The sequence below is a fragment of the Streptomyces vietnamensis genome (assembly GCF_000830005.1).
Lineage (GTDB): Bacteria > Actinomycetota > Actinomycetes > Streptomycetales > Streptomycetaceae > Streptomyces > Streptomyces vietnamensis.
In genome coordinates, this window is sequence record NZ_CP010407.1 from 2,851,141 (window position 1) to 2,872,134 (window position 20,994).

At 71.7% G+C, this 20,994-nt stretch carries 19 protein-coding genes and 1 tRNA gene; 5 read left to right on the forward strand and 15 right to left on the reverse strand.

All coding sequences use genetic code 11. The features are described 5' to 3' along the window. Window positions 1–93 precede the first annotated feature (93 nt). On the reverse strand, window positions 94–1,527 hold the full coding sequence (locus SVTN_RS12740) for an MFS transporter (RefSeq protein ID WP_174518255.1): 1,434 nt from the start codon (window positions 1,525–1,527) through the stop codon (window positions 94–96). Between the two features lie 101 nt (window positions 1,528–1,628). On the opposite strand from SVTN_RS12740, the gene SVTN_RS12745 reads away from it, so the two are divergent. Next, window positions 1,629–2,498 carry a helix-turn-helix transcriptional regulator gene (locus tag SVTN_RS12745; protein WP_078908325.1) on the forward strand — a complete coding sequence of 290 codons (870 nt, stop codon included), beginning with the start codon at window positions 1,629–1,631 and terminating at the stop codon, window positions 2,496–2,498. A 47-nt stretch (window positions 2,499–2,545) separates the two neighbouring features. On the opposite strand, the gene SVTN_RS12750 is transcribed toward SVTN_RS12745, so the two are convergent. The 7 genes from SVTN_RS12750 to SVTN_RS12780 all read right to left on the reverse strand — a co-directional run bounded on the left by SVTN_RS12750 (window position 2,546) and on the right by SVTN_RS12780 (window position 6,769). Next, window positions 2,546–2,618 (reverse strand) — tRNA-Ala (locus SVTN_RS12750). A gap of 95 nt (window positions 2,619–2,713) precedes the next feature. After that, on the reverse strand, window positions 2,714–3,367 hold the full coding sequence (locus SVTN_RS12755) for a histidine phosphatase family protein (RefSeq protein ID WP_041129200.1): 654 nt from the start codon (window positions 3,365–3,367) through the stop codon (window positions 2,714–2,716). Next, a complete protein-coding gene (gene rsfS / locus SVTN_RS12760) occupies window positions 3,364–3,828 on the reverse strand; it encodes a ribosome silencing factor (protein ID WP_041129201.1) in 465 nt (154 codons plus the stop codon). The genes SVTN_RS12755 and rsfS overlap by 4 nt, the downstream gene beginning before the upstream one ends. Window positions 3,829–3,912: 84 nt before the next feature. Further along, window positions 3,913–5,616 carry an LCP family protein gene (locus SVTN_RS12765; RefSeq protein WP_041129202.1) on the reverse strand — a complete coding sequence of 568 codons (1,704 nt, stop codon included), beginning with the start codon at window positions 5,614–5,616 and terminating at the stop codon, window positions 3,913–3,915. Between the two features lie 19 nt (window positions 5,617–5,635). Then, window positions 5,636–6,256: a nicotinate-nucleotide adenylyltransferase gene (gene nadD, locus SVTN_RS12770; protein WP_052499085.1), complete on the reverse strand. Its 621-nt coding sequence runs from the start codon at window positions 6,254–6,256 to the stop codon at window positions 5,636–5,638. 52 nt (window positions 6,257–6,308) lie between these two features. Further along, complete coding sequence (locus tag SVTN_RS44785) at window positions 6,309–6,470, reverse strand: hypothetical protein (RefSeq protein ID WP_030684916.1); 162 nt, start codon at window positions 6,468–6,470, stop codon at window positions 6,309–6,311. Between the two features lie 83 nt (window positions 6,471–6,553). Then, the gene (locus tag SVTN_RS12780; protein WP_041129204.1) at window positions 6,554–6,769 is read right to left on the reverse strand and encodes a hypothetical protein; all 216 of its coding nucleotides are present in this window, start codon (window positions 6,767–6,769) and stop codon (window positions 6,554–6,556) included. Between the two features lie 130 nt (window positions 6,770–6,899). Between SVTN_RS12780 and SVTN_RS12785 the strand changes: the two genes are divergently transcribed. After that, on the forward strand, window positions 6,900–8,039 hold the full coding sequence (locus SVTN_RS12785) for a M48 family metallopeptidase (protein ID WP_041129205.1): 1,140 nt from the start codon (window positions 6,900–6,902) through the stop codon (window positions 8,037–8,039). Here the strand turns inward: SVTN_RS12785 and SVTN_RS12790 are convergent. The 7 genes from SVTN_RS12790 to SVTN_RS12820 all read right to left on the reverse strand — a co-directional run bounded on the left by SVTN_RS12790 (window position 8,024) and on the right by SVTN_RS12820 (window position 14,856). Continuing rightward, window positions 8,024–9,106, reverse strand: a complete 1,083-nt coding sequence (locus SVTN_RS12790) for an SCO2583 family membrane protein (protein ID WP_041129206.1) — start codon at window positions 9,104–9,106, stop codon at window positions 8,024–8,026. The genes SVTN_RS12785 and SVTN_RS12790 overlap by 16 nt on opposite strands. Window positions 9,107–9,384: 278 nt before the next feature. Continuing rightward, window positions 9,385–9,954, reverse strand: a complete 570-nt coding sequence (locus SVTN_RS12795; RefSeq protein WP_041129207.1) for an SCO2584 family spore wall biosynthesis protein — start codon at window positions 9,952–9,954, stop codon at window positions 9,385–9,387. 90 nt (window positions 9,955–10,044) lie between these two features. After that, window positions 10,045–11,328 (reverse strand): glutamate-5-semialdehyde dehydrogenase, encoded by a 1,284-nt coding sequence (locus SVTN_RS12800; RefSeq protein ID WP_041129208.1) that lies wholly within the window; start codon window positions 11,326–11,328, stop codon window positions 10,045–10,047. A 118-nt stretch (window positions 11,329–11,446) separates the two neighbouring features. Then, entirely contained in the window at window positions 11,447–11,974 is a 528-nt protein-coding gene (locus SVTN_RS12805; protein WP_041129209.1) for a hypothetical protein, read from the reverse strand. A 150-nt stretch (window positions 11,975–12,124) separates the two neighbouring features. Further along, entirely contained in the window at window positions 12,125–13,228 is a 1,104-nt protein-coding gene (proB, locus tag SVTN_RS12810) for a glutamate 5-kinase (RefSeq protein ID WP_041133838.1), read from the reverse strand. A 108-nt stretch (window positions 13,229–13,336) separates the two neighbouring features. Then, a complete protein-coding gene (locus SVTN_RS12815; RefSeq protein ID WP_245727525.1) occupies window positions 13,337–13,861 on the reverse strand; it encodes a GtrA family protein in 525 nt (174 codons plus the stop codon). Continuing rightward, on the reverse strand, window positions 13,861–14,856 hold the full coding sequence (locus tag SVTN_RS12820) for a glycosyltransferase family 2 protein (protein WP_041129210.1): 996 nt from the start codon (window positions 14,854–14,856) through the stop codon (window positions 13,861–13,863). Before SVTN_RS12820 ends, SVTN_RS12815 begins: the two co-directional genes overlap by 1 nt. Window positions 14,857–15,116: 260 nt before the next feature. On the opposite strand from SVTN_RS12820, the gene SVTN_RS12825 reads away from it, so the two are divergent. From SVTN_RS12825 to SVTN_RS12835, 3 genes are all read left to right on the forward strand, one after another. Next, window positions 15,117–16,796: a DUF6056 family protein gene (locus SVTN_RS12825; RefSeq protein WP_041129211.1), complete on the forward strand. Its 1,680-nt coding sequence runs from the start codon at window positions 15,117–15,119 to the stop codon at window positions 16,794–16,796. 92 nt (window positions 16,797–16,888) lie between these two features. Next, window positions 16,889–19,759 carry a bifunctional glycosyltransferase/CDP-glycerol:glycerophosphate glycerophosphotransferase gene (locus SVTN_RS12830; RefSeq protein WP_041129212.1) on the forward strand — a complete coding sequence of 957 codons (2,871 nt, stop codon included), beginning with the start codon at window positions 16,889–16,891 and terminating at the stop codon, window positions 19,757–19,759. Window positions 19,760–19,851: 92 nt separating this feature from the next. Beyond that, window positions 19,852–20,958 (forward strand): glycosyltransferase, encoded by a 1,107-nt coding sequence (locus SVTN_RS12835; protein WP_078908744.1) that lies wholly within the window; start codon window positions 19,852–19,854, stop codon window positions 20,956–20,958. Window positions 20,959–20,994 lie beyond the last annotated feature (36 nt).

Sequence of the window (20,994 nt, forward strand, 5' to 3'; positions counted from 1 at the left end):
CCCTGCCGTTGTCGCCGAGCACGTGGGTCACCCTCCCGTCCGGATCCTCGTCCCCCTCCGGCCGTCCGATTCTGCCATGGCCCCGCAAGAGGGTCAGCGCGATCGTCGCGGCAGTCCCGTCACGGCGCCCACGACGGAGGCCGCGGCCATGGCCAGGGCGGTCGCCCACAGCGCGTCGGCGGAGTCCTGAGCTCCGGAACCCGCGTACCGGCCGAGGAAGAGGGTGCCGAAGGTGGCGACGCCGACGAGCTGGCCGAGCTGCGTGACGGTGGCGAGCAGTCCGCTGGCGTCGGCCGCGTCCTCGGGGCGTACGGTGGCCAGCGCCCCGGTCAGGGCCGGGCTGAAGGCCAGCGAGATCCCCGCGCCGAAGGCGCCCAGGGCCGGGTAGAGCCCCCAGCCGCCGGTGCCGCCGTCCGCGAGCAGTCCCCCGACGGCGAGGGCCGCGGCGGCCGCGAGCACGAATCCGGCCGGGACCAGGGCGCGGTGCAGCCGGGCCGGCCAGCGCCGCCAGGTCAGGCCGACGGCCCCGAAGACGACCGCGGCGGGACCGAAGGTGAGTCCGGCGCGCAGGGCGCTGTGGCCGAGGCCGCCCTGCAGGTGCAGGGTGAGGGTGAACAGGAAGCCGGCGTTGACGCCCATCGCCACGGAGATCCAGAGGACGGCCCGCCCCATCCCCGGGATGCGCAGGACGCGCGGGGCGATCAGCGGTGCGCCGCCGCGCCGGGCGAGCCGGGACTCGTACGCACCGAAGACGGCGGCGAGCACCAGCGAGCCGCCGAGGGAGAGCCAGGACCACAGCGGCCAGTCCTGCTCCTGTCCGAGGACCAGGGGGACGGTCAGCAGGGACACGGCGGCGGCGAGCAGGAGCAGACCCGGCAGGTCGAGGGCACGCGCACGCGTGGGCCCGGCGTGGGCGTCACGGGGCAGCACCCGGGCGCCGAGGACGAGCAGGGCGATCCCGATGGGGACGTTGACCAGGAAGACCGGCCGCCAGCCGGTGCCGAAGAGGTCGGCGCTCACCAGGACCCCGCCGACGACCTGGCCGGCGGCCGCGCCGGTGGCCAGGACCGCGGAGTAGGCGCTGAGGGCCCGGACCCGGCGGTCGCCCGTGAAGTTGCGCTGGATGAGGCTGAGCACCTGAGGGATCATCAGCGCGGAGCCCGCGCCCTGTACCAGGCGGAAGGCGATCAACTGGCCGGTTCCCGCGGCGAGTCCGCAGGCGAGGGAGGCGGCGGTGAACAGGGCGAGCCCGCCGAGGTACGCCCGGCGGTGGCCGATCAGGTCGCCGAGACGGGCCCCGGTGATCAGCAACACCGCGTAGGTGATGGTGTATCCGGCGATGACGAGCTGGAGCGCGCCTCCGGACGCGGAGAGTTCGGTCCTGATGGTGGGGGCGGCGACGTTGACGATGAAGACGTCGAGGAGTGCCATGAACTGGGCGGCGAGGACCACTCCGAGCAGCAGGCCGGGGCGGTTGTCGGTGGCACGGTCTTTACTGAGTGCGGGACGTGTCGTGGTCGAGGTCATGCGACGAGCGTGGCCGCGATCGGATACAGGTAACGAGAGCCCGCCGATGCTGGTACTGACACCACCTGGCAGCGGCGGCACGGGGACTCGACCATGGGGGTGTGACGATTGTGGCAGTACTACCGACGCAGCGACGGCGACGACCGGAACTGGCCGCGTTCCTGCGCAGCCGCCGCGCCAGGGTGACCCCGGAGGACGTGGGCATGCCGCCGGGACTCCGCCGGCGCACGCCGGGGCTGCGCCGCGAGGAGGTCGCCCAGCTCTCCGGCGTCGGCGTCACCTGGTACACCTGGCTGGAGCAGGGCCGGCCGATCAACGCCTCCGCGCAGGTCCTCGACGCGGTGGCCCGCACCCTGCGGCTCGACCGGCCGGAGCGCGAGCACCTCTACCACCTCGCCGAAGTGCCGTACGCCCCGGACCGGTCCGCCTCGGACGTCCCGGAGGTCAGCCCGGAGATCCAGGGGATCCTCGACGCCCTGGACCCGCTCCCGGCGGTGCTCTACAACGCGCGGTACGACGTCCTCGCGACCAACGTCCTGTACGAGCGGCTCCTGATACAGGACCGACAGGGCATGGACACCGGCCCGTTCGGCATACGCAATGTGCTCTGGGCGCTCTTCAGCATGCCGGGGCCCAAGTGCCCGGTGGTCGACCGGAAGCGGGAGCTGCCGCTGATGGTGGCCCAGCTGCGGGGCGCGTACGGCCGCCATGTGGGCGAGCCCGAGTGGGAGGAGTTCGTACGGCGCCTGGCGGAGGTCAGCTCGGAGTTCGCCCGGCTCTGGCGCAGCGGTGACGTGGTCCCCCCGGGGACGCGGGTGAAGACCTTCCGGCACGAGCTGGTGGGCGAGGTCCGGCTGACCTCGGTCTCCCTCTCGGTCAACGGGATGCCGGAGTGCCGGATCGTGACGTACACGCCGAGCGACGAGGAGAGCCGCCGGGGGATCGAGATCCTCCGCAGGGCGAAAGGGTGACGGAACGACGAATCCCGCCCCCTGGTGGGGACGGGATCCGGTGACTGTGGAGCTAAGGAGAATTGAACTCCTGACCTCCTGCATGCCATGCAGGCGCTCTACCAACTGAGCTATAGCCCCTCGTGTTCTTCGCGCTCCGCGCTGCGAACAAGAAGAACTTTAGCCTGTGACCTGCCGGAAAGTGAAATCCGGGTCCGGCAGGCCGGTCGTGGGGCTCAGTCGTCGTCGCCGAGGACCGGCTCGGGCAGCGTCCCGGCGTTGTGCTCCATCAGGCGCCAGCCACGGGCGCCCTCGCCGAGCACCGACCAGCAGCAGTTGGAGAGCCCGCCCAGGCTCTCCCAGTGCCGGGCCTCCAGGCCCAGGAGCCGGCCGATGGTGGTGCGGATGGTGCCGCCGTGGCTGACCACGACGAGCGTGCCGTCCTCGGGGAGCTTGTCGGCGTGCTCCAGGACCACCGGGGCGGCCCGGTCGGCCACCTCGGTCTCCAGCTCGCCGCCGCCCCGGCGCACGGGCTCGCCGCGCTTCCAGGCGGCGTACTGCTCGCCGTGCCGCGCGACGATCTCGTCGTGGGTCAGGCCCTGCCACTCCCCCGCGTACGTCTCGCGCAGGGCGGAGTCGTGGGCGACGGCGTGGCCGGTGAGCGCGGCGAGCTCGGCGGCGGTGGCCGCCGCCCGCTTCAGGTCGGAGGCCACGATGGCGTCCGGCTTGAGCGCGGCGAGCAGCCGTGCGGCCCGGCGCGCCTGGGCGACGCCGGTCTCCGTCAGCTCGATGTCGGTCGAGCCCTGGAAGCGGCGCTCCAGGTTCCAGGAGGTCTGGCCGTGACGCCAGAGGACGATGCGGCGGCCGCTGCCGCCCTTGGTGGCGCTCAGCTCAGCTCACCGTCCGGTCCCTCGGGAAGGCCGGAGCCGGCCTCGATGTCGGCGCCGGTCAGCGCGGCGTGCTCGGCGGCCTTGCCGCGGGTCTTCAGGGCGTCCTCGGGCAGGTCGAGCTCGGGGCAGTCCTTCCACAGCCGCTCCAGGGCGTAGAAGACCCGCTCCTCGCTGTGCTGGACGTGGACGACGATGTCGACGTAGTCCAGCAGGATCCAGCGCGCGTCGCGGTCGCCCTCACGGCGGACCGGCTTGGCGCCGAGCTCCTTCTGCAGCCGCTCCTCGATCTCGTCGACGATCGACTTGACCTGGCGGTCGTTGGGCGCGGAGGCGAGCAGGAAGGCGTCGGTGATCGACAGCACGTCGCTGACGTCGTACGCGATGATGTCGTGCGCGAGCCGGTCGGCGGCCGCCTGGGCGGCGGTCTTGACGAGCTCGATGGAACGGTCCGTGGCGGTCACAAGCAGGCTTTCGTCGGCGGTCCAGTACCCCTCCAGGGTCTCACGGACCGCCGACGGCCCCGTCGGCGTTTTCCGGGGCGCCCCTTACCGGGCCCCCGGGGCCTTGTAGTCCTGGCCCAGGATCACGGTGACGGCGATCGTTCCCGAGGGCTTGCCCTTCTCGACCGAGCCGGCGGGCAGCCCCAGCGTCTTGGCCACCTCGGCCGCCGTCGCCTTCTGGCTGTCGTCGCCGTAGAGGACCTGCGTCTTCTCCCTGGCCGGAGCGTCGGCGCCGCCCACGAAGGCGTAGCCGCCGTTGATCAGGGCGACCCGGGCCGCCTCGGCCGCCTTCTTGCCGGAGCCGTCCCGCACCGAGACCCGGGGCACCTCGCCCGCCTCGGGGGCGGTGACCTTGCCGCCCAGGATGTCCTTCACCACGCTGTCGCTCGCGCCCTCGGTCAGCGCGCCGTCCTGTCCCACCGGGAGCAGGGCGGTCTTGTAGTCGCCGATCTTGGCGTGCTCGGCGAGCTTGGCCAGGGAGGCGCCGAGGTCCTTCTCGGGGAGCGAGGGGTCGAGGATCTGCTGGAGGGTCTCGATGGTGACCGTGGCCGACTCGGGGTCGCTGGAGATCTTGCGCAGCACCCCGTACAGGACCTGGCCGAAGCGCTGGAGCTGCTTGGCCTCGGCCTCGCCCGGCCCCCGGTAGGTGGCGTAGGCGACGGCGGCGCGACCGTTCAGCGTCTGCTTCTCGCCCCGCTTCACCAGCGGCTCGGCGCCCTTCTTGGTGTCGGGGACGTCCGTGTCGGTGTCGATCTCGATGCTGCTGACGGACTCGACGAGGTTCTCCAGGTACGGGGTGTCGAGGCGCCAGGTGCCGGCGATCTTCGCCCCGAGCAGGTTGCCGATCGCCTCCCGGGTGCCGCTGGAGCCGTCGTCCTCGACGGACTTCCCGAGGGTGGTCCCGGAGCCCTCGGCGTCGGCGACGACGACGGAGTTGGGGATGAGGACCGTGGTGCCCTGGCGGGTGGTCGTGTTGTCCACGAGCAGGGCGGTGGAGGTGTTGCCGGTCTTGAGGTCGTGGAGGTGGACGACGATCGTGTCGCGCTGCTGCGGGCCGGTCGCCGTGTTCCCGCCCTTCTGCTCCGGGTCGGAGGAACCGGGGAGCAGGCCCGCGGACCAGAGGTAGCCGACGCCGCCGACGACGGCGAGCACGAGGACGACGACGAGGGCGACGACCCGGTTGCGGCCGCGCCGCCTGGCCTCCTCGCGCCGCTCCGAGCGGCTCTCGGTGAACTTGAGCCAGTCGATGACGTCCTCGGAGTCCTCGTCGGGCTCCTCGATGAACGAGAACTGTTCGGTGCGGTACGCGCGGTCGTCCCCGTCCTGCCGGGACGGGGCGGGGCGCTCGGACGCGGGGCGCTGGCCGGGGACTCCGGCCGGTGCCGCGACCGGGGCGGCCGGCTGCGCGGGGGCCGCGGGGGCGGCCTGGACGGGGGCGGGGGCCTGGACGGGTTCGGCCTGGGCGGCCCACTGCTGTCCGGTGTCGTAGGACGGGTAGGCGTAGCCCTGCTGCCCGTACGGGTCGTACTGCGGGGCCTGGACCGGCTCCTGGGCCGGGGGCTGCTGGGCGTACGGGTCGTAGCCGTACGCCTGCTGCTGCGGCTGCTGCCCGCCGTACGGGTCGTAGTGCTGTGCGGGCGCCTGCTGCTGCGCCTGCGGCTGCTGGTACACCGGCTGCCCGTACTCGTCGTAGCCGATGATCTGCGGCTGCGGATAGTACGGGTCGTACGGGTGCTGCTGATCGTTCACCGGTGCCCCTCCCCGAAGCTCACTTGCCGCGGTACAACTGGCGCTTGTCGATGTAGCGCACCACGCCGTCCGGGACCAGGTACCAGACGGGATCGCCCTGCGCGACCCTCGCCCTGCAGTCGGTGGAGGAGATGGCGAGCGCGGGCACCTCGACGAGCGAGACCCCGCCCTTGGGCAGTCCGTCGTCGGTGAGGTCGTGGCCCGGCCGGGTGACGCCGATGAAGTGCGCGAGCGAGAAGAGCTCCTCGGCGTCGCGCCAGGTGAGGATCTGCGACAGCGCGTCGGCCCCGGTGATGAAGAACAGGTCAGAGTCGCTGTTGAGAGACCGCAGGTCCCGCAGGGTGTCGATGGTGTACGTCGCACCGCCGCGGTCGATGTCGATCCGGCTCACGGAGAACTGCGGGTTGGACGCCGTGGCGATGACCGTCATCAGATAGCGGTCCTCGGGCGACGAGACGGCCTTGTGGCTCTTCTGCCACGGCTCCCCGGTCGGTACGAACACCACCTCGTCCAGGTGGAACAGGGCGGCGACCTCGCTGGCCGCCACCAGGTGTCCGTGGTGGATCGGGTCGAAGGTTCCGCCCATCACGCCGAGTCGGCGCTTGCCGCGCCCGCCAGTAGGCACTTCCTGCTCTCCCATGCGTGCAGAGCCTACTGGCACGGCGGCGGACGCCTGATCAGCGGTCTCCGGTTCAGCGGTCGCGGTTGAAGCGGGTGGTGATCCACAGCAGCAGAAGCAGGGTGCCGAAGGCACCGAAGCCGGTGAGGTAGGGGCTGAGGCTTTCGTGGTTGCCGCCGTGCTCGGCGCCCTCGGCGAGGGTGACCAGGTGGGCGGCGGTGCTGTGGAGGCTCATCTTCGGCAGACCTATCGATCGGGGATGGGAGCGGAGACTTCGCGCACATCGTATGCGGGCGGTCGCGGCGCGCTCACGCCGACTCAGGCGTTGGCGTCGCGGCCCCTGTCGGTGTCCGTGCCGTCGGCGGCCGTCTCGTCGCCGGCCGTGTCGCCGCTGCGGTACCCGCGCAGCAGGAACCAGGCGAGCAGGGCCCCGCCCACCATCGAGACGAGCAGCAGGATCCGGAGCGTGTCGCCCGGCCCCTGCTGTGCGGTGGCCGCGAGCAGCGCGGCTGCGGCGTCGGCGGTGTCCGGCATGTCGGTCGTGCCCTTCGGTCGTCCTCGGCGCCCTAGTTATCCACAGGGTCCCCGGCACACGGTAGCGCCAGCGCCTAGGGTGGGTTCAGTCAGGGGGACGAGCACCGACTCGTACGAACAGGGGGCATCCATGACCGAGAACGACCAGGGGAACGTGCCGAGCAGGCAGCGCAAGCGGTTCCCGGGCATCTCCTCGCGGGCCTACGAGCACCCGGCCGACCGCTCGGCCCTGGTGGCCCTGCGGAAGCTCAGCGGCTTCGACACGGCCTTCAAGGCGCTCAGCGGACTGCTGCCGGAGCGCAGCCTGCGACTCCTCTACCTCTCGGACTCCGTCCGGGTGAGCGACGCGCAGTTCATCCACCTCAACGACATGCTGAGGGACGCCTGTTACATCCTGGACCTGGAGAAGGTCCCGCCGATGTACGTGGTCCAGGACCCGAAGCCCAACGCGATGTGCATCGGCCTGGACGAGCCGATCATCGTGCTCACCACCGGTCTGGTGGAGCTCCTCGACGAGGAGGAGATGCGGGCGGTCGTCGGCCACGAGGTCGGGCACGCGCTGTCCGGGCACTCCGTGTACCGCACGGTGCTGCTGTTCCTCACCAACCTCGCGCTCAAGATCGCGTGGATCCCGCTGGGGACGGTCGCGATCACGGCCATCGTGACCGCGCTGCGCGAGTGGTTCCGCAAGTCCGAGCTCTCCGCCGACCGGGCCGGACTCCTCGTCGGCCAGGACGTGCGGGCCTCGATGCGCGGCCTGATGAAGATCGCCGGCGGCAACCACCTGCACGAGATGAACGTGGACGCGTTCCTCGCCCAGGCCGACGAGTACGAGAAGGCCGGGGACCTGCGGGACTCGGTCCTGAAGATCCTCAACGTGCTGCCGCGCTCGCACCCCTTCACCACCGTCCGGGCGGCGGAGCTGAAGAAGTGGTCGGAGAGCCGCGACTTCCAGCGGATCATGGACGGGCACTACCCGAAGCGCACCGAGGACAAGGACACCTCGGTCACGGACTCCTTCCGCGAGTCGGCCGGGCACTACGCCGACACGGTGCGGACCAGCAAGGATCCCCTGCTGAAGCTGGTCGGGGACATAGCCGGGGGCGCCGGCGACCTGGCGGGCGACCTGGGCGGGCGGCTGCGCAACCGGTTCGGCGGCCAGGGCGGCCAGAAGGCGGACGGCGACCCGGCCGGGGACGGCAAGGGTGCCGGAGGCCGGGCCGGGAGCGGGTCGGGCGACGGGACCGGGGACGGTCAGAGCGAGGGCTGAGCGCTCGGCGCGAGCACTCCGCACAGCGTGGGGGCGGCCGGGCGGGCGGTGGCGTACGGGTCGGTGACCGCCGGACCTGTACTCGCGTCGGAGGCCCGCGCTCCCGCCAGGAGCGGCTTCAGGGAACCCGTGGTGTCGGTGCCGCACGCCTGCGGGCCGGCCTCCACGGTGCTGGTCAGCAGTTCGGCGCGGTGCATGCGCAGGTCCTCGCGGTCGAAGCGGAAGTGCACCACGCGGTGGACCGTGAAGAGGGACGCCGCGGCGACCGGCCCCGTGCCCTGGGAGGCCGGGCGGAGTGCGTAGGTGTACGTGTGGTCCGCGGTGACGTCCAGCGTGTCGGGGCCGACCTCCTCGAAGCGGAGGACGCCCTGCACGCGGGCGGCGGGCTCCGCGAGGGCCACCTGCCGGGGGTCGAAGCGGACGAGCCAGGCGGCGAGGGCGTGCCGGCCGTCGTCGGCGGGGGACTCCACGCTCCGGTCGAACTGTTCCAGCTGGTCCGGGTCGAGCAGCAGGCGCACGGGCCGGGCGGTCGCCCCGGACAGGACGTCGGGCTCCAGGGCGGAGGCCACCAGGTAGTCCTTGGCGATGCTGAGGCCGGTGACGACCTGGCTCTCGGCGAAGTGGGAGGTGCGCCCCGCGATGGGCAGGTTGATGCCGGCGGCCCCGGTGCGGTACTCGGCGGCCGGGCTGTGGGCGAAGAGCTGGGTGGGTGTGCCGCCCGGGACGGCGCCCTGGGGGGCGAGCGGGACCACGGTGGTCCGCAGGGGCTCGGCCCGCTGGTCGACGGGGGGCTGGTACGGGTTGCGTACGCCCAGGTAGATGGCGGTTCCGAAGGCGAGGAGGATCAGCAGCACGAGCATGACCGCCTGGCGGGAGCCGCTCCGGCTCTCCCAGGAGGAGCGGCTGCGGACGGCCTGGGCGTGCTCGCCCATCCGCTCCCGGGCCGAGAACTCCTGGAGGTGGGCAGCGCGGATGAACGCCTCGTCGAAGACGACGGATCGGTACTCGTCCTCACCGCCGGGGAGCCCCTCGGGTGTCCCCTCAGGCGGGTCGCCACGCCCTGCCATACCTTCAGGGTAGGTCTGTGGGGCCTTCGGTAAACGCCCGGAGACAAGTCCGGGGACAAGTTCGGAGGAATTCCGCCGTCAGTGTGCGTCGCGGAGGGGGCGGGACGACCCACGGGGTGCCTGCCGACCGGGCCGTCGGCCGCTGGCGGGGTGGCTGCCGACCCGGCCCTCGGCCGCTGGCGGGGTACCTGCCGACCCGGCCCTCGGCCACTGGCGGGGTGCCTGCCGACACGACCGCCGGCCATTGACAGGGGGCCCGCCGACCCGGTCGCCCGCGGTTAACGGGGTGCTGCCGCCCCGGCCGCGGGGGCGGTGGCGGGGGCCTGGGCGGCCGGTGGGGCCGGGTTGGGGTTCGGTGTGTCGACGCCGGTGGTGGCCGGCGGCGGGACCTGGTCCTCGTGGTTGGCGGCCGCGCCGCGGTAGACGGCGCTGAAGGCGAGGGCGACCATGCCGACGCCCATGACGAGGGCGAGGACCCAGGCGACGGGCCGGAGCCAGCGGGCGCGGCCCCGGTAGGGGCGCAGGGCCCCGCCGTGGCGGCCGTAGGGGCTGGCGTCGTCGCCGATGTCGTCGGGCTCGTAGGTGAGGCCGAAGGGGTCGGGGCCGTCCTCGTAGGGGTCGTCCTCGACGGATCCGCCACCGGCGCGGGCGCGGGCCGCCTCGGCCTCGGCACGGGCCTGGGCGGCGGCGAGGAGCCGCTCGACCGCGGTGGGCTCGTGGATGGTGGCGGCCCTGACGAAGGCCTCGTCGAAGACCACGTCGGCGTGGACCTCGTCGGCGCCTCCGCGGTCGACTCCCTCGGGGTCCCCGCCGTCCTGGAACGGCCTGCCCCCCACGTCGTCCGGCACGGATTCAGAGTAGACCCGGCAGGTGGTTTTGGGCAGGGAGAGTGCGAAGTCTCCCTGCCCGTCCTCCCCGTACCGATAAGTAAGGAGGTGTTACCGCACGTGACCGTCACCGGTGACGATGTACTTGGTCGAGGTCAGCTCGGGAAGGCCCATGGGGCCCCGGGCGTGCAGCTTCTGGGTGGAGATGCCGATCTCGGCGCCGAAGCCGAACTGTCCGCCGTCCGTGAACCGGGTGGAGGCGTTCACGGCGACCGTGGTGGAGTCGACCAGCTGGGTGAAACGGCGGGCCGCGGCCTGCGAGGTGGTGACGATCGCCTCGGTGTGGCCGGAGGACCACATCCGGATGTGGTCGACGGCCTTGTCGAGGGAGTCGACGACGGCGGCGGCGATGTCGTACGAGAGGTACTCGGTCTCCCAGTCCTCGGGCGTGGCCGGGACGACGGTGGCCTTGGAGCCCTCGGAGAGGGCGAGGACCCGCTCGTCGGCGTGGACGGTGACGCCGGCCTCGGCGAGGGCGGCGAGCGCCTTGGGCAGGAAGGCCTCGGCGACGTCCTGGTGGACGAGGAGGGTCTCGGCGGCGTTGCAGACGCTGACCCGCGAGGCCTTGGAGTTGATCAGGATGTCGACGGCCATGTCGAGGTCGGTCTGGGCGTCGACGTAGACGTGGCAGTTGCCGGTGCCGGTCTCGATGACCGGGACGGTGGACTCCTCGACGACGGTCTTGATCAGGGAGGCGCCGCCGCGCGGGATGAGGACGTCGACGAGGCCGCGGGCGCGCATCAGCTCGCGGACCGATTCGCGGGACTCGCCGGGGACGAGCTGGATGGCGTCGGCGGGCAGTCCGGCGCCGCCGACGGCGTCGCGCAGGACGGTCACCAGGGCGGTGTTGGAGGCGTACGCGGAGGAGGAGCCGCGGAGCAGGACGGCGTTGCCGGACTTGAGGCAGAGGGCGGCGGCGTCGACGGTGACGTTGGGGCGGGCCTCGTAGATGATGCCGACGACGCCGAGCGGGACGCGGATCTGGCGCAGGTCGATGCCGTTGGGGAGGGTCTGGCCGCGGACGACCTCGCCGACGGGGTCGGGCAGCGCGGCGACGTCACGGACGTCGGCGGCGATGGCCCGGACGCGCTCCGGGGTGAGGGTCAGACGGTCGATGATGGCCTCGCTGGTCCCGGCTTCGCGGGCCTTGGCGATGTCCACGGCGTTGGCTTCGACGATCTCGGCGGTGCGGACTTCGAGGGCGTCCGCGATCGCGAGGAGCGCGTCGTCCTTGGCCGCGCGCGGGAGTGGCGCGATTTCGGCGGCGGCGCCACGGGCCCGGTAGGCGGCCCGGGTGACCGGGGAGAGGTTGTCGAGGGGCGTGAGCGAGGTCATGTCCGCAGGGTACTGGCACCCCTGCGGACATCCCTCACGTATCCCGCACTCCGAGACGTATCCCTGGGCGGGGGCCCGCCCAGGCTCCGGGACGTGCCCCCGGGCGGGGATCCGGCCGTCAGTACGGGTGGACGCCGACCGGGGCGGCGGGCGGCGGGCCGTAGCCCTCCGCGATCCGCTGGTGGTAGGTCTCGCGGTCGATGACTTCCAGGCCCACGATCTCCCAGGGCGGCAGCTTGGCGGTCTGCCGGTGCTCGCCCCACAGGCGCAGGGCGACGGCCGCCGCGTCGTGCAGGTCGCGGGCCTCCTCCCAGTACCGGATCTCGGCGTGGTCGTTGGCGTAGCGGCTGGTCAGCAGGAAGGGGTGGTCGTGGGCCAGCTGTTCGAGCCCGCGTCGCACCTCCTTCAGCGGCGATTCCACGCCCGACACACTGAGAGTGATGTGCCAGAGCTTGGACACCGGCCGTTCCTCACGTGTCTCGGTGGTGGTCTCGGTCTTCCTGTCCGTGGACAGGTCCGACCTGGCTGACCTGTCCGACCTGTCCGACCTGTCCTGTGCTTCGTCGAAGTCGGCTCCGGCCTCGACACTGGTCAGGGCGCGTTCGGCAGTCCCGCGGGGCGGTGCCCCTGGGCGCGCTCGTCTCACCGGCGGCCTCCTGTGTGATGCGTGTGGTGCTGTACCCCGCCTTGTCTTACCCCCGAGACAAAGTTGACCAGCCCGAGGCGGGACATGGGGCGGTTTTGGTAAAGGTCCCTTCCGGATGGCCAGACTTTCAGCCGTTTCGGCGTCGGCCCGTCAGCGGATGACGACCAGGTCGTCGCGGTGGACGACCTCTCGCTCGTACTCGGGTCCGAGCTCCTTGGCGAGCTCGTGGGTGGAGCGGCCGAGCATCCGGGGCAGCTCCTTGGCGTCGAAGTTGACGAGGCCGCGGGCGACGGCCCGGCCGGAGGCGTCGCGGAGCTCGACGGGGTCGCCGGCCACGAAGTCGCCCTCGACGGCCGCGACACCGGCCGCGAGGAGGGACTTCTTGCCCTCGACGACGGCTCGTACGGCTCCGTCGTCGAGGCTGAGGGAGCCCTGCGGGGTGGAGGCGTGGGCGAGCCAGAGCAGCCGGTCGGCGGAGCGGCGGCCGGTGCGGTGGAAGTACGTGCCGGTGTCCCGGCCGGCGAGGGCGTCGGCGGCGCGGCTCGCGGAGGTGAGGACCACGGGGATGCCCGCGGCGGCGGCGATCCGGGCGGCCTCGACCTTGGTGACCATGCCGCCGGTGCCGACGCCCGCCTTGCCTGCCGAGCCGATCTCGACGTGGGCGATGTCCGCGGGGCCGGTGACCTCGGCGATCCGCGAGGTGCCGGGCTTGGACGGGTCTCCGTCGTACAGGCCGTCGACGTCGGAGAGCAGCACGAGCAGGTCGGCGCGGACGAGGTGGGCGACGAGGGCGGCGAGCCGGTCGTTGTCGCCGAAGCGGATCTCGTCCGTGGCGACGGTGTCGTTCTCGTTGACGACGGGCAGCGCGCCCATGGCGAGGAGCTGGTCCAGGGTGCGGTACGCGTTGCGGTAGTGGGCGCGCCGACTGGTGTCGTCGGTGGTGAGGAGGACCTGGCCGACGCGGACGCCGTAGCGGGCGAAGGAGGCGGTGTAGCGGGCGACGAGGAGGCCCTGGCCGACGCTGGCGGCGGCCTGCTGGCGGGCGAGGTCCTTGGGGCGGCGGGCGAGGCCGAGCGGTGCGAGTCCCGCGGCGATGGCGCCGGAGGAGACGAGGACGATCTCCTTCTCGCCGCCGCTGCGGACCTTGGCGAGCACGTCGACGAGGGCGTCGACGCGGTCGGCGTCGAGTCCTCCGGAGGCGGTGGTGAGCGAGGAGGAGCCGACCTTGACGACGATTCTGCGGGCCTCCGTCACGTACTGCCTTGCCACGTCCGTCTGTCCCGTCACCTGGGTCGTCACCTGCGTCGTCCTCACTCGGCTGTGCTGCGCGCCGCGTGCTCCCCGCCGCGGCTGTCAGGCAATCTACGCGAGCCGGGAGGGCTGCCGCTCGTCCGTTTCGCTCCCTGGACCGGACGGACCGGACGGACCGGGGGTGTCGGCGGGCCGGCCGGTGGAGCGGGGCACCAGGATCCGTTGGGAGATCAGGTAGGTGAACGGGATCGCGACGACGGCCGCGACGAGTGGCGCGATCCTGTCGTCCATTCCGGCCCAGGTGACGAGCGCGTAGAGACCGACGCTCTGCACCAGGTAGTTGGTGACGTTGGTGAGCGGGAAGAGGGCGAACTTCTTCCACGTCGGCCGGGTGCGGTAGGTGAAGTAGGTGTTGAGGAAGAAGGAGCCGATCATGCTGAGGAGGAAGGCGAGGGAGTACGCGGCGAAGTACGGCATCCAGGGGTGCAGGAGGAGGTAACAGCCGAAGAAGGTACCGGTGTTGACGCCGCCGACGAGCGCGAAGCGGAAGATCTCGGCGAGCCGCGCCCGCCGACCGCCGGAACCGGCCTCGGACCCGGACCCGGACCCGGACCCGCTCCCCCGGACCGAGCCCATCAGTGCTCCCGCTCGGCGGTCACGATGCGGATCCGTTCGGCGGCGGCGCGTTCGGCGGCCGCGCGGCCGAAGGAGCGGTGGGTCTCCTTGACGAGGAAGTGCGGCCGGCGCTTGGTCTCGTAGTAGATGCGGCCGATGTACTCGCCGATCAGTCCCAGCATCACCATCTGCACTCCCCCGAGCCCCACGATGATCGCGACCAGCGTGACGTAGCCGGGGGCGGTGACGCCGTTGGTGATCGCGGCGACGGTCACCCACACCGCGTAGAGGGCGGCGAGGCCGCTGAGCATCATGCCGAGCCAGAGGGCGATGCGCAGCGGACGGTTGTTGAAGGAGATCAGCCCGTCCATGCCGTAGTTGAGCAGGGAGCTGAACTTCCACTTCGTCTCGCCGGCCTCGCGCGCGGCGTTCTGGTAGTCGAAGGTGACGGTGTCGAAGCCGATCCAGGAGAAGAGGCCCTTGGAGAAGCGGTTGTACTCGGGCAGCGAGAGCAGGGCGTCGACGGCGGGGCGGGAGAGCAGACGGAAGTCGCCCACCCCGTCCGTGAGTTCGACGTCCACCCAACGGTTGACGGCCCGGTAGTACATGCGACTGAGCGCCGTACGCACCTTCTTGTCGCCTTCGCGGGTGCGTCGTGCCATCACCTGGTCGTGGCCCTGGTGGTAGAGGTCGAGCATGCGAGCGAGAAGCTCGGGCGGGTGCTGGAGGTCGGCGTCCATGATGACCACGGCGTCGCCGGTGGATTTGCGCAGGCCGGCGAGCATGGCGGCCTCCTTGCCGAAGTTGCGGCTGAAGGAGGCGTACTGGGTGTGCTGCGGGTGCCGGGCGGCGATCTTGCGCAGTTTGCCGAGCGTTCCGTCGGAACTTCCGTCGTCGACGTAACAGATCTCGTATCCGACCGGGAGTGCGTCGAGCACTTGTCGCATCCGCGTGTCGAACCGCTCGACGACGTCCTCCTCGTTGAAGCAGGGGACGACGACGGAAAGCCTGGTCATGGAACGGTCACTCCAGAGGGATGGGCGAGAGGACGTCCTGAAGGACTGGAAGGACCGCCACCGGACTCTCCTTCGAGCAGCGCGGCCACGGTACGGCGTGGCAGTGACCGCCCGGCGTCGTCCGAGTGACCGCCCCCGGTCGGCATGTCGTCCACGGGGCAAAGCATGCGGGGAAGATATTGGTGTACGTGGCGTTTTCACCCGTTTGTCACTCGTAGGGGCGACATGCCACGGAACTTGGCCGGCTGGAGCGATGACAGGTGAGCAGGACAACCATCTCGGAGCACGGTGACGCGCGCCCGGAGAACGGCGGGCAGGACGTGGAGGACACCAGCGACACCAGCGACATCGGCGGCTCCGGCGGCTCCGGTGACACCGGCGGCTCCGGCGACGCCGACAGGACGGTGAGCGGGGCGGCGGCCGAGGCCGGGGCCCAGGAGGGTCTCCGGCGGGCGCTGACCTGGATCGCGCTCGTCGTCGCCGCCGGCGCCGGGGCACTGCTCTCGGTCGGCGCCTTCCTCGGCGTCTACGTGCGCCCCACCTCGGACGACTGGTGCGCGCTCTGGAAGGCCCGCGACCTCGGGGTCCTGGGGATCACCTCGGACTTCTACCGCACCCAGAACGGGCGCCTCACCAACGCCTTCCTCACCGGCGTCCTCTACTCCGACGGCATGCGGGGGCCGAAGCTGCTGCCCGCCTTCCTGATCCTCGCGCTGGGCGCGGGCCTCTTCCTCCTCGCCCGGGAGGTGCTGCGCGCCCTGCGCCTGCCGCTCCCGGTGGTGGTGACCGCGACGGCGGTCCTGATGCTGGAGGCGCTGCTGTTCCTCGCGGGGACCCGCTCGTACCAGGTGCTGCTCTGGGCGCCGGCCACCCTTTCCCACACGCTCCCGAGCATCATCGGCGTCTGGGGGGCGCTCTCCGGGGTGTGGGCGTCGCGCAGCCACCGGCCCTGGGCCCGGTCCGTCGCCGTCGGCTCGGCGGTGCTGCTCGGCACGGCGGTCGGCACCCTCAGCGAGCCCTTCGTCGCCATGTCGGGGCTGATCGTCGCGGCGGCCGGCGTGCTCTGCCTGCCCCGGCTGCGCATCGCCCACGACCGCTTCGCGTCGACGTGGTGCGCCGCCTGGTGCCTGGGCCTCCTGATCGGCTCGGTGGTGCTCTTCACCTCCCCCGGGGCCCGCTGGCGGCGGGCCCAGCAGCCGAAGCGCCCGCTGTCCCTGTCGGAGATCGGGGCGACGTTCCAGGACTGGTCCCGCGTCTGGGAGACGATCGGCGGCCAGTGGGCGTACGCGGGCGTCCTCGCCGCCGGGGTGCTCCTCGGGCTCGCGGTGGCGCTCAAGACCCCGGGCCCGGCCCGCCGCCGGGCCCCGGAGGCCGCCCCGGAGAGCGCCGTGGGCGCCACCTCGGCGACCGCCCCCCGTACCCCCCGGCCGGCCCGCGGCACGGTCCTGGTGATCGCCGTCCTGCCGGTGCCCCTGATCGCGCTGGGGAGTCTGGTGGCCGTGTACGGGCTGCGCAGCGGTTACGGAGCGGGCGGCTGGACGTACGCGCGCACGTGGACCAGCTTCCTCGTGCCGTTCCTGATCGCGCTCTGCGGTTACGGGGTCTGGTTCGGCCATCGGATCGGGCGGCGGCTCGGGCTCCGGTCCGCCCTCGCGGCCCTCGCGGCGGGGCTCGCGGGGGTCGTCGCCGTGGCGGGCACGGCGGCCCTGGTGCCCGCGACGCGGACGCTGACCACGACGACGGTGGCGCGCAGCCTGGCCTGGGACCGGCAGGACGCCCGGATCCGCGCGGAGGCGGCGGCCGGCCGCACCGAGGTGACGTACCGGCCCCTGCACATCGGCAGCCTCGCGGAGCCCTTCTTCACGACGGCGTACGCGCGGGACTGGGCCGCCCAGTGCGCCGCCGAGTACTACGGGGTGGAACGACTGAGCCGCCCCTGATTCGTACATTCCTGCGAAGGGTGACAGGCCGTAACGGATGGTGAACGCCAGGGAGTTTGAAATGCGGGTGCAGCAAAGACAAGTGAATCGAGGTGCACGTGCCTGACGTCTCCGTGGTCGTCATCGCCTACAACGACGCAGAGCGTCTGCCGGCGGCCGTACGATCGGTCCTGGAGCAGACCCTGCACGGTGTCGACGTGGTGATCGTCGACGACTGCAGCAAGGACGACACCTTCGCGGTCGCCCAGGCGCTCGCCGCCGCACACCCGAACCGGGTCAGGGCCTTCCAGCTGCCTCGGAACAGCGGCGGCTGCGGCGCGCCCCGCAACTTCGGCATCCAGCAGGCCACCGGCACGTACGTCATGTTCCTCGACAGCGACGACGTCCTGGAGCGCAACGCCTGTCGCAACATGCTCGCCGCCGCCGAGAGCACCGGCTCCGACCTCGTCTCCGGCCTGTGCGTCCGCGTCCACCTGGACAGCCGCAACAAGAAGACCACCGAGTGGTACCCCTGGCTCTACTCGCAGACCCGGACGATCGACTCGATCACCGAACTGTCCGACCTGCTGGTCTTCGACACGCTGTCGACGAACAAGTGCTACCGGCGGGCTTTCCTCCTCGAACAGGGGCTCGAGTTCCCCGTCGGCATCCACTACGAGGACCTGCTCTTCTCGGCCCAGGCCTATGTCGCCGCGAGCCGCATCACCCTCATCCCGAACCACGTCTACTACTGGAACGTGCAGGAGAAGGCGTCGGCCAAGTCGATCAGCAACCGGCGCCACGAGATCGCCAACTTCGTCCACCGCATGGAGATCCACCGCCGCGTGGACGCCCTCCTGGAGAGCAAGGGGTACGACGAGCTCAAGTACCGCAAGGACATCAAGTTCCTCAAGCACGACCTCGTCCTCCACCTGCGCGACCTGCCGCTGCTCGGCGACGACTACCGGCGCGAGTTCGCCGAACTCGCCAACGGCTACCTCGCCGACATCGACCCCCGGGCGTACGAGGAGGTGCAGCCCCTGCACGCCATCTGCGCCTACCTCCTGAGCAAGGAGGACTGGACCCACCTCCTGCCCGCCACCGACGCGCTCACCAACCCGGGCCGCCTCACCACCGCGCTCGCCGAGCTGGACGGGCACGTCTACTGGTGCGCCGAGCACCTGGACACCGAGCAGGGCCGCCGCATCCTGGACGTCACCGCCGCCGGCTACGACACCCGCCCGCTGACCTCGCTCGCCCTGGGCAACCGGCTGACCTCGTACGCGAGCTCCGGCGGTGTCGTCGAACTCGCCGGACGCGTCGTCAACCCGCTGGGCCGGATCTCCCCTGACGCGGAGCTCGGCGCCGTCCTGGAGATCTCGGCCCGCCGCAGCGTCAGCGGCAAGGCCGCGCACGTCCCGGTCGCCTCGGTCCGCCACGCCGGCGCCTGGATCGAGTGGAAGGGCCGCGTGGACATCGCCCGTACGGTCCGTCCGCTCGGCGTCATCGACGCGGTCTGGGACGTCCGGCTGGTCCTCACGGTCGACGGCCAGAAGCTCAGGACCCGGGTCTCCGTCGGCGGCACCCCCATCGACGAGGCCGACCCCGTCCGCATCCGCCCCCGGCTGACCCAGTTGGTCTCCGACCGCTTCGTCCCGGAGGTCACCAGGAAGGGCAATCTGTCGTACGTCCTCGCGGCCGAGGGCAAGGCGGCCGTGCACACCTCGGCGATGATCGAGGGCGCCATGCACGGGCGCGCGGCCGGCCTCGCGAAGACCGGCCTGAAGCGGCTGCTCCACACGAAGCGCAACCTGAACTCGGGCGAGACCAAGCTCCGCCTCTACCACCGGCTCTACAGCAAGCTGCCGATCCGCAAGGGGCTCGTCGTCTTCGAGAGCCACCTCGGCAAGCAGTACAGCGACAGCCCCCGGGCCATCTACGAGGAGATGCGCCGCCGGAACATCCCCTTCGAAGGCGTCTGGTCCTACGCCGGGGCCAAGCCGACCGGCTTCCCCGAGGACGCCGTCCTCGTCAAGCGCTGGAGCCGGCAGTACCTCCGGGCCCTCGCCCAGGCCGAGTTCTGGATCGACAACCAGGGCTTCCCGCTGCGCCTCACCAAACGCCCCGGCACCACCTATATCCAGACCTGGCACGGCACGGCCCTCAAGCGCATGGGCTTCGACGAGCCCCACACCAAGTCCCGCGGCCTGGGCACCCAGCAGACCTTCCAGAAGGCCCTCGACCGCTTCGACCACTTCCTGATCCGCGGCGAGCACGACCGGCGCACCCTCGCCAAGGCCTTCCGGCTCCGCGAGGAGGTGCTGCTGCCCGTCGGCTACCCGCGCAACGACGAACTCGTCGCGGCACACCGTCGGGAGACGGAGACCGGCAGGCGGGAGCGCGGCCCGCTCGCGGCCGAGCTGGGCATCGCCCCGGAGAAGACGGTGCTGCTGTACGCGCCGACCTTCCGCGCCGCCCCCGGCGGCAAGGTGCGCGCCTTCAAGCTCCCCTTCGACGTCGAGGAGTTCGCGGAGCGCTTCGGCGACACCCACACCCTGCTGGTCAGGACGCACTACCTGAACAGCGTGTCGCTCCCGCCGTCGGTCCGGGGCCGCGTCGTCGACGTCTCCCGCCGCCACGACGTCACCCCGCTGCTCGCCCTCGCGGACGGGCTGATCACCGACTACTCCTCCGTGATGTTCGACTACGGGCTCCTCGACCGGCCGATGGTCTTCCTCACGTACGACTACGAGGAGTACGCCAGGGAGAACCGAGGCACCTACTTCGACCTGAAGGAACGCGCCCCCGGACCCGTGGTGTCCACGGAGGAGGAGTTCTTCGGGGTGATCGCCAACTTCAGGGACGAGGCCGACATCAAGTACGCGGCGGCCCGCCAGAGGTTCAACGCGGAGTTCAGCGAGTACGACCGGGGCGACGCGGCCGAGCGGATCGTCGCGCGGTTCTTCACCGGGGGCCGGAAGTGACCGAGCTGCTTCAGGAGGAGCGGGAAGTGACCGAGCAGACCACCGTCTCCGGCGGCCGTGACATCTTCATCGTCTCCAACAGCGTGGACGAGATGGGCGGCGTGACCACCTGGACGCACCAGATGGCCCGGGAGTTCACCGACCGGGGCCACCGCGTCCACGTCATCGGCATCACCCCCGCCCCCGCGGGACGCGAGCACGAGTTCCCCGAACCGCTGCCGTACGCCACCACCACCCTGTACGACACGCATCCGCCGCAGGTACGGCCGCTGCGCGGCATCAGGGGAAAACTCAACGCCGTCGAACGCCGGCGGCACGCGGCCCGCGCCGCCGGCATGCGCAGGCGGGCCGACCGGATGACGGCGCTGTTCGCCGCCGCCCGGCCCGGCGCCGTCCTGATCGTCACCCAGGTGTGGGCGATGGAGTGGGTCGCCCTCGCCGACACCAAGGGGCTCCTCGTCATCGGCATGAGCCACGAGTCGTACGCCGCCAGTGCCGCCACCTCCCGGCTCTCCCGGGTGAAGCGGCACTACAAGGACGTCGACCGGCTGCTCATCCTCACCCCGGGCGACGCGGACCGCTGGATCCGGGCCGGCATGGACAACGTCGGCCACATGCCCAACGCGCTGCCCTTCATGCCCGAGGTCCCGGCGCCCCGCAGCGAGAAGGTCGTCGTCTCCATCGGCCGCCTCTCGCACGAGAAGGGCGTGGACATGCTGCTCGACAGCTGGGCCGAGATCGCTTCCCGCCACCCCGCCTGGAAGCTGCGGATCTACGGCACCGGGGACGAGGAGCAGCGGCTGCGCGCCCGGACGACCGAGCTCGGCCTCGACGGGTCCGTGGAGTGGAAGGGCCGCACCAACGACGTCCTCGGGGCGCTCTCCGAGGCCTCGGTCTTCGCCCAGGCCTCACGCGCCGAGGGCTTTCCGATCACCCTGCTCGAAGCGATGGCCACGGGTCTGCCCTGCGCCGCGTTCGACTGCGCACCGGGGGTACGGGAGATCATCCGGGACGGCGAGGACGGTCTGCTCGCCCGGCTCGGCAACACCGTCGAGCTCGGCGACCACATCAGCACCCTCATCACCGACGAGGAGCTGCGGAACCGGATGGGCGACGCCGCCTTCGAGAACGTGAAGCGGTACGCCGCCGACGAGATCACCGACCGCTGGGAGGCGCTGTTCGCCTTCCTGGAGCGCTGACGGCGCGCCGAGCGCGAAGGGGCCGGGGAGTACGAC

Bases quoted from the DNA above. Each gene is read 5' to 3' on its own strand.
- SVTN_RS12820 (WP_041129210.1), bottom strand. From the start codon at position 14,856: ATGACCAGGCTTTCCGTCGTCGTCCCCTGCTTCAACGAGGAGGACGTC.
- SVTN_RS12790 (WP_041129206.1), bottom strand. From the start codon at position 9,106: ATGGCAGGGCGTGGCGACCCGCCTGAGGGGACACCCGAGGGGCTCCCC.
- SVTN_RS12740 (WP_174518255.1), bottom strand. From the start codon at position 1,527: ATGACCTCGACCACGACACGTCCCGCACTCAGTAAAGACCGTGCCACC.
- SVTN_RS44785 (WP_030684916.1), bottom strand. From the start codon at position 6,470: ATGAGCCTCCACAGCACCGCCGCCCACCTGGTCACCCTCGCCGAGGGC.
- SVTN_RS12815 (WP_245727525.1), bottom strand. From the start codon at position 13,861: ATGGGCTCGGTCCGGGGGAGCGGGTCCGGGTCCGGGTCCGGGTCCGAG.
- SVTN_RS12780 (WP_041129204.1), bottom strand. From the start codon at position 6,769: ATGCCGGACACCGCCGACGCCGCAGCCGCGCTGCTCGCGGCCACCGCA.
- SVTN_RS12785 (WP_041129205.1), top strand. From the start codon at position 6,900: ATGACCGAGAACGACCAGGGGAACGTGCCGAGCAGGCAGCGCAAGCGG.
- nadD (WP_052499085.1), bottom strand. From the start codon at position 6,256: ATGGGAGAGCAGGAAGTGCCTACTGGCGGGCGCGGCAAGCGCCGACTC.
- SVTN_RS12800 (WP_041129208.1), bottom strand. From the start codon at position 11,328: ATGACCTCGCTCACGCCCCTCGACAACCTCTCCCCGGTCACCCGGGCC.
- SVTN_RS12835 (WP_078908744.1), top strand. From the start codon at position 19,852: ATGGGCGGCGTGACCACCTGGACGCACCAGATGGCCCGGGAGTTCACC.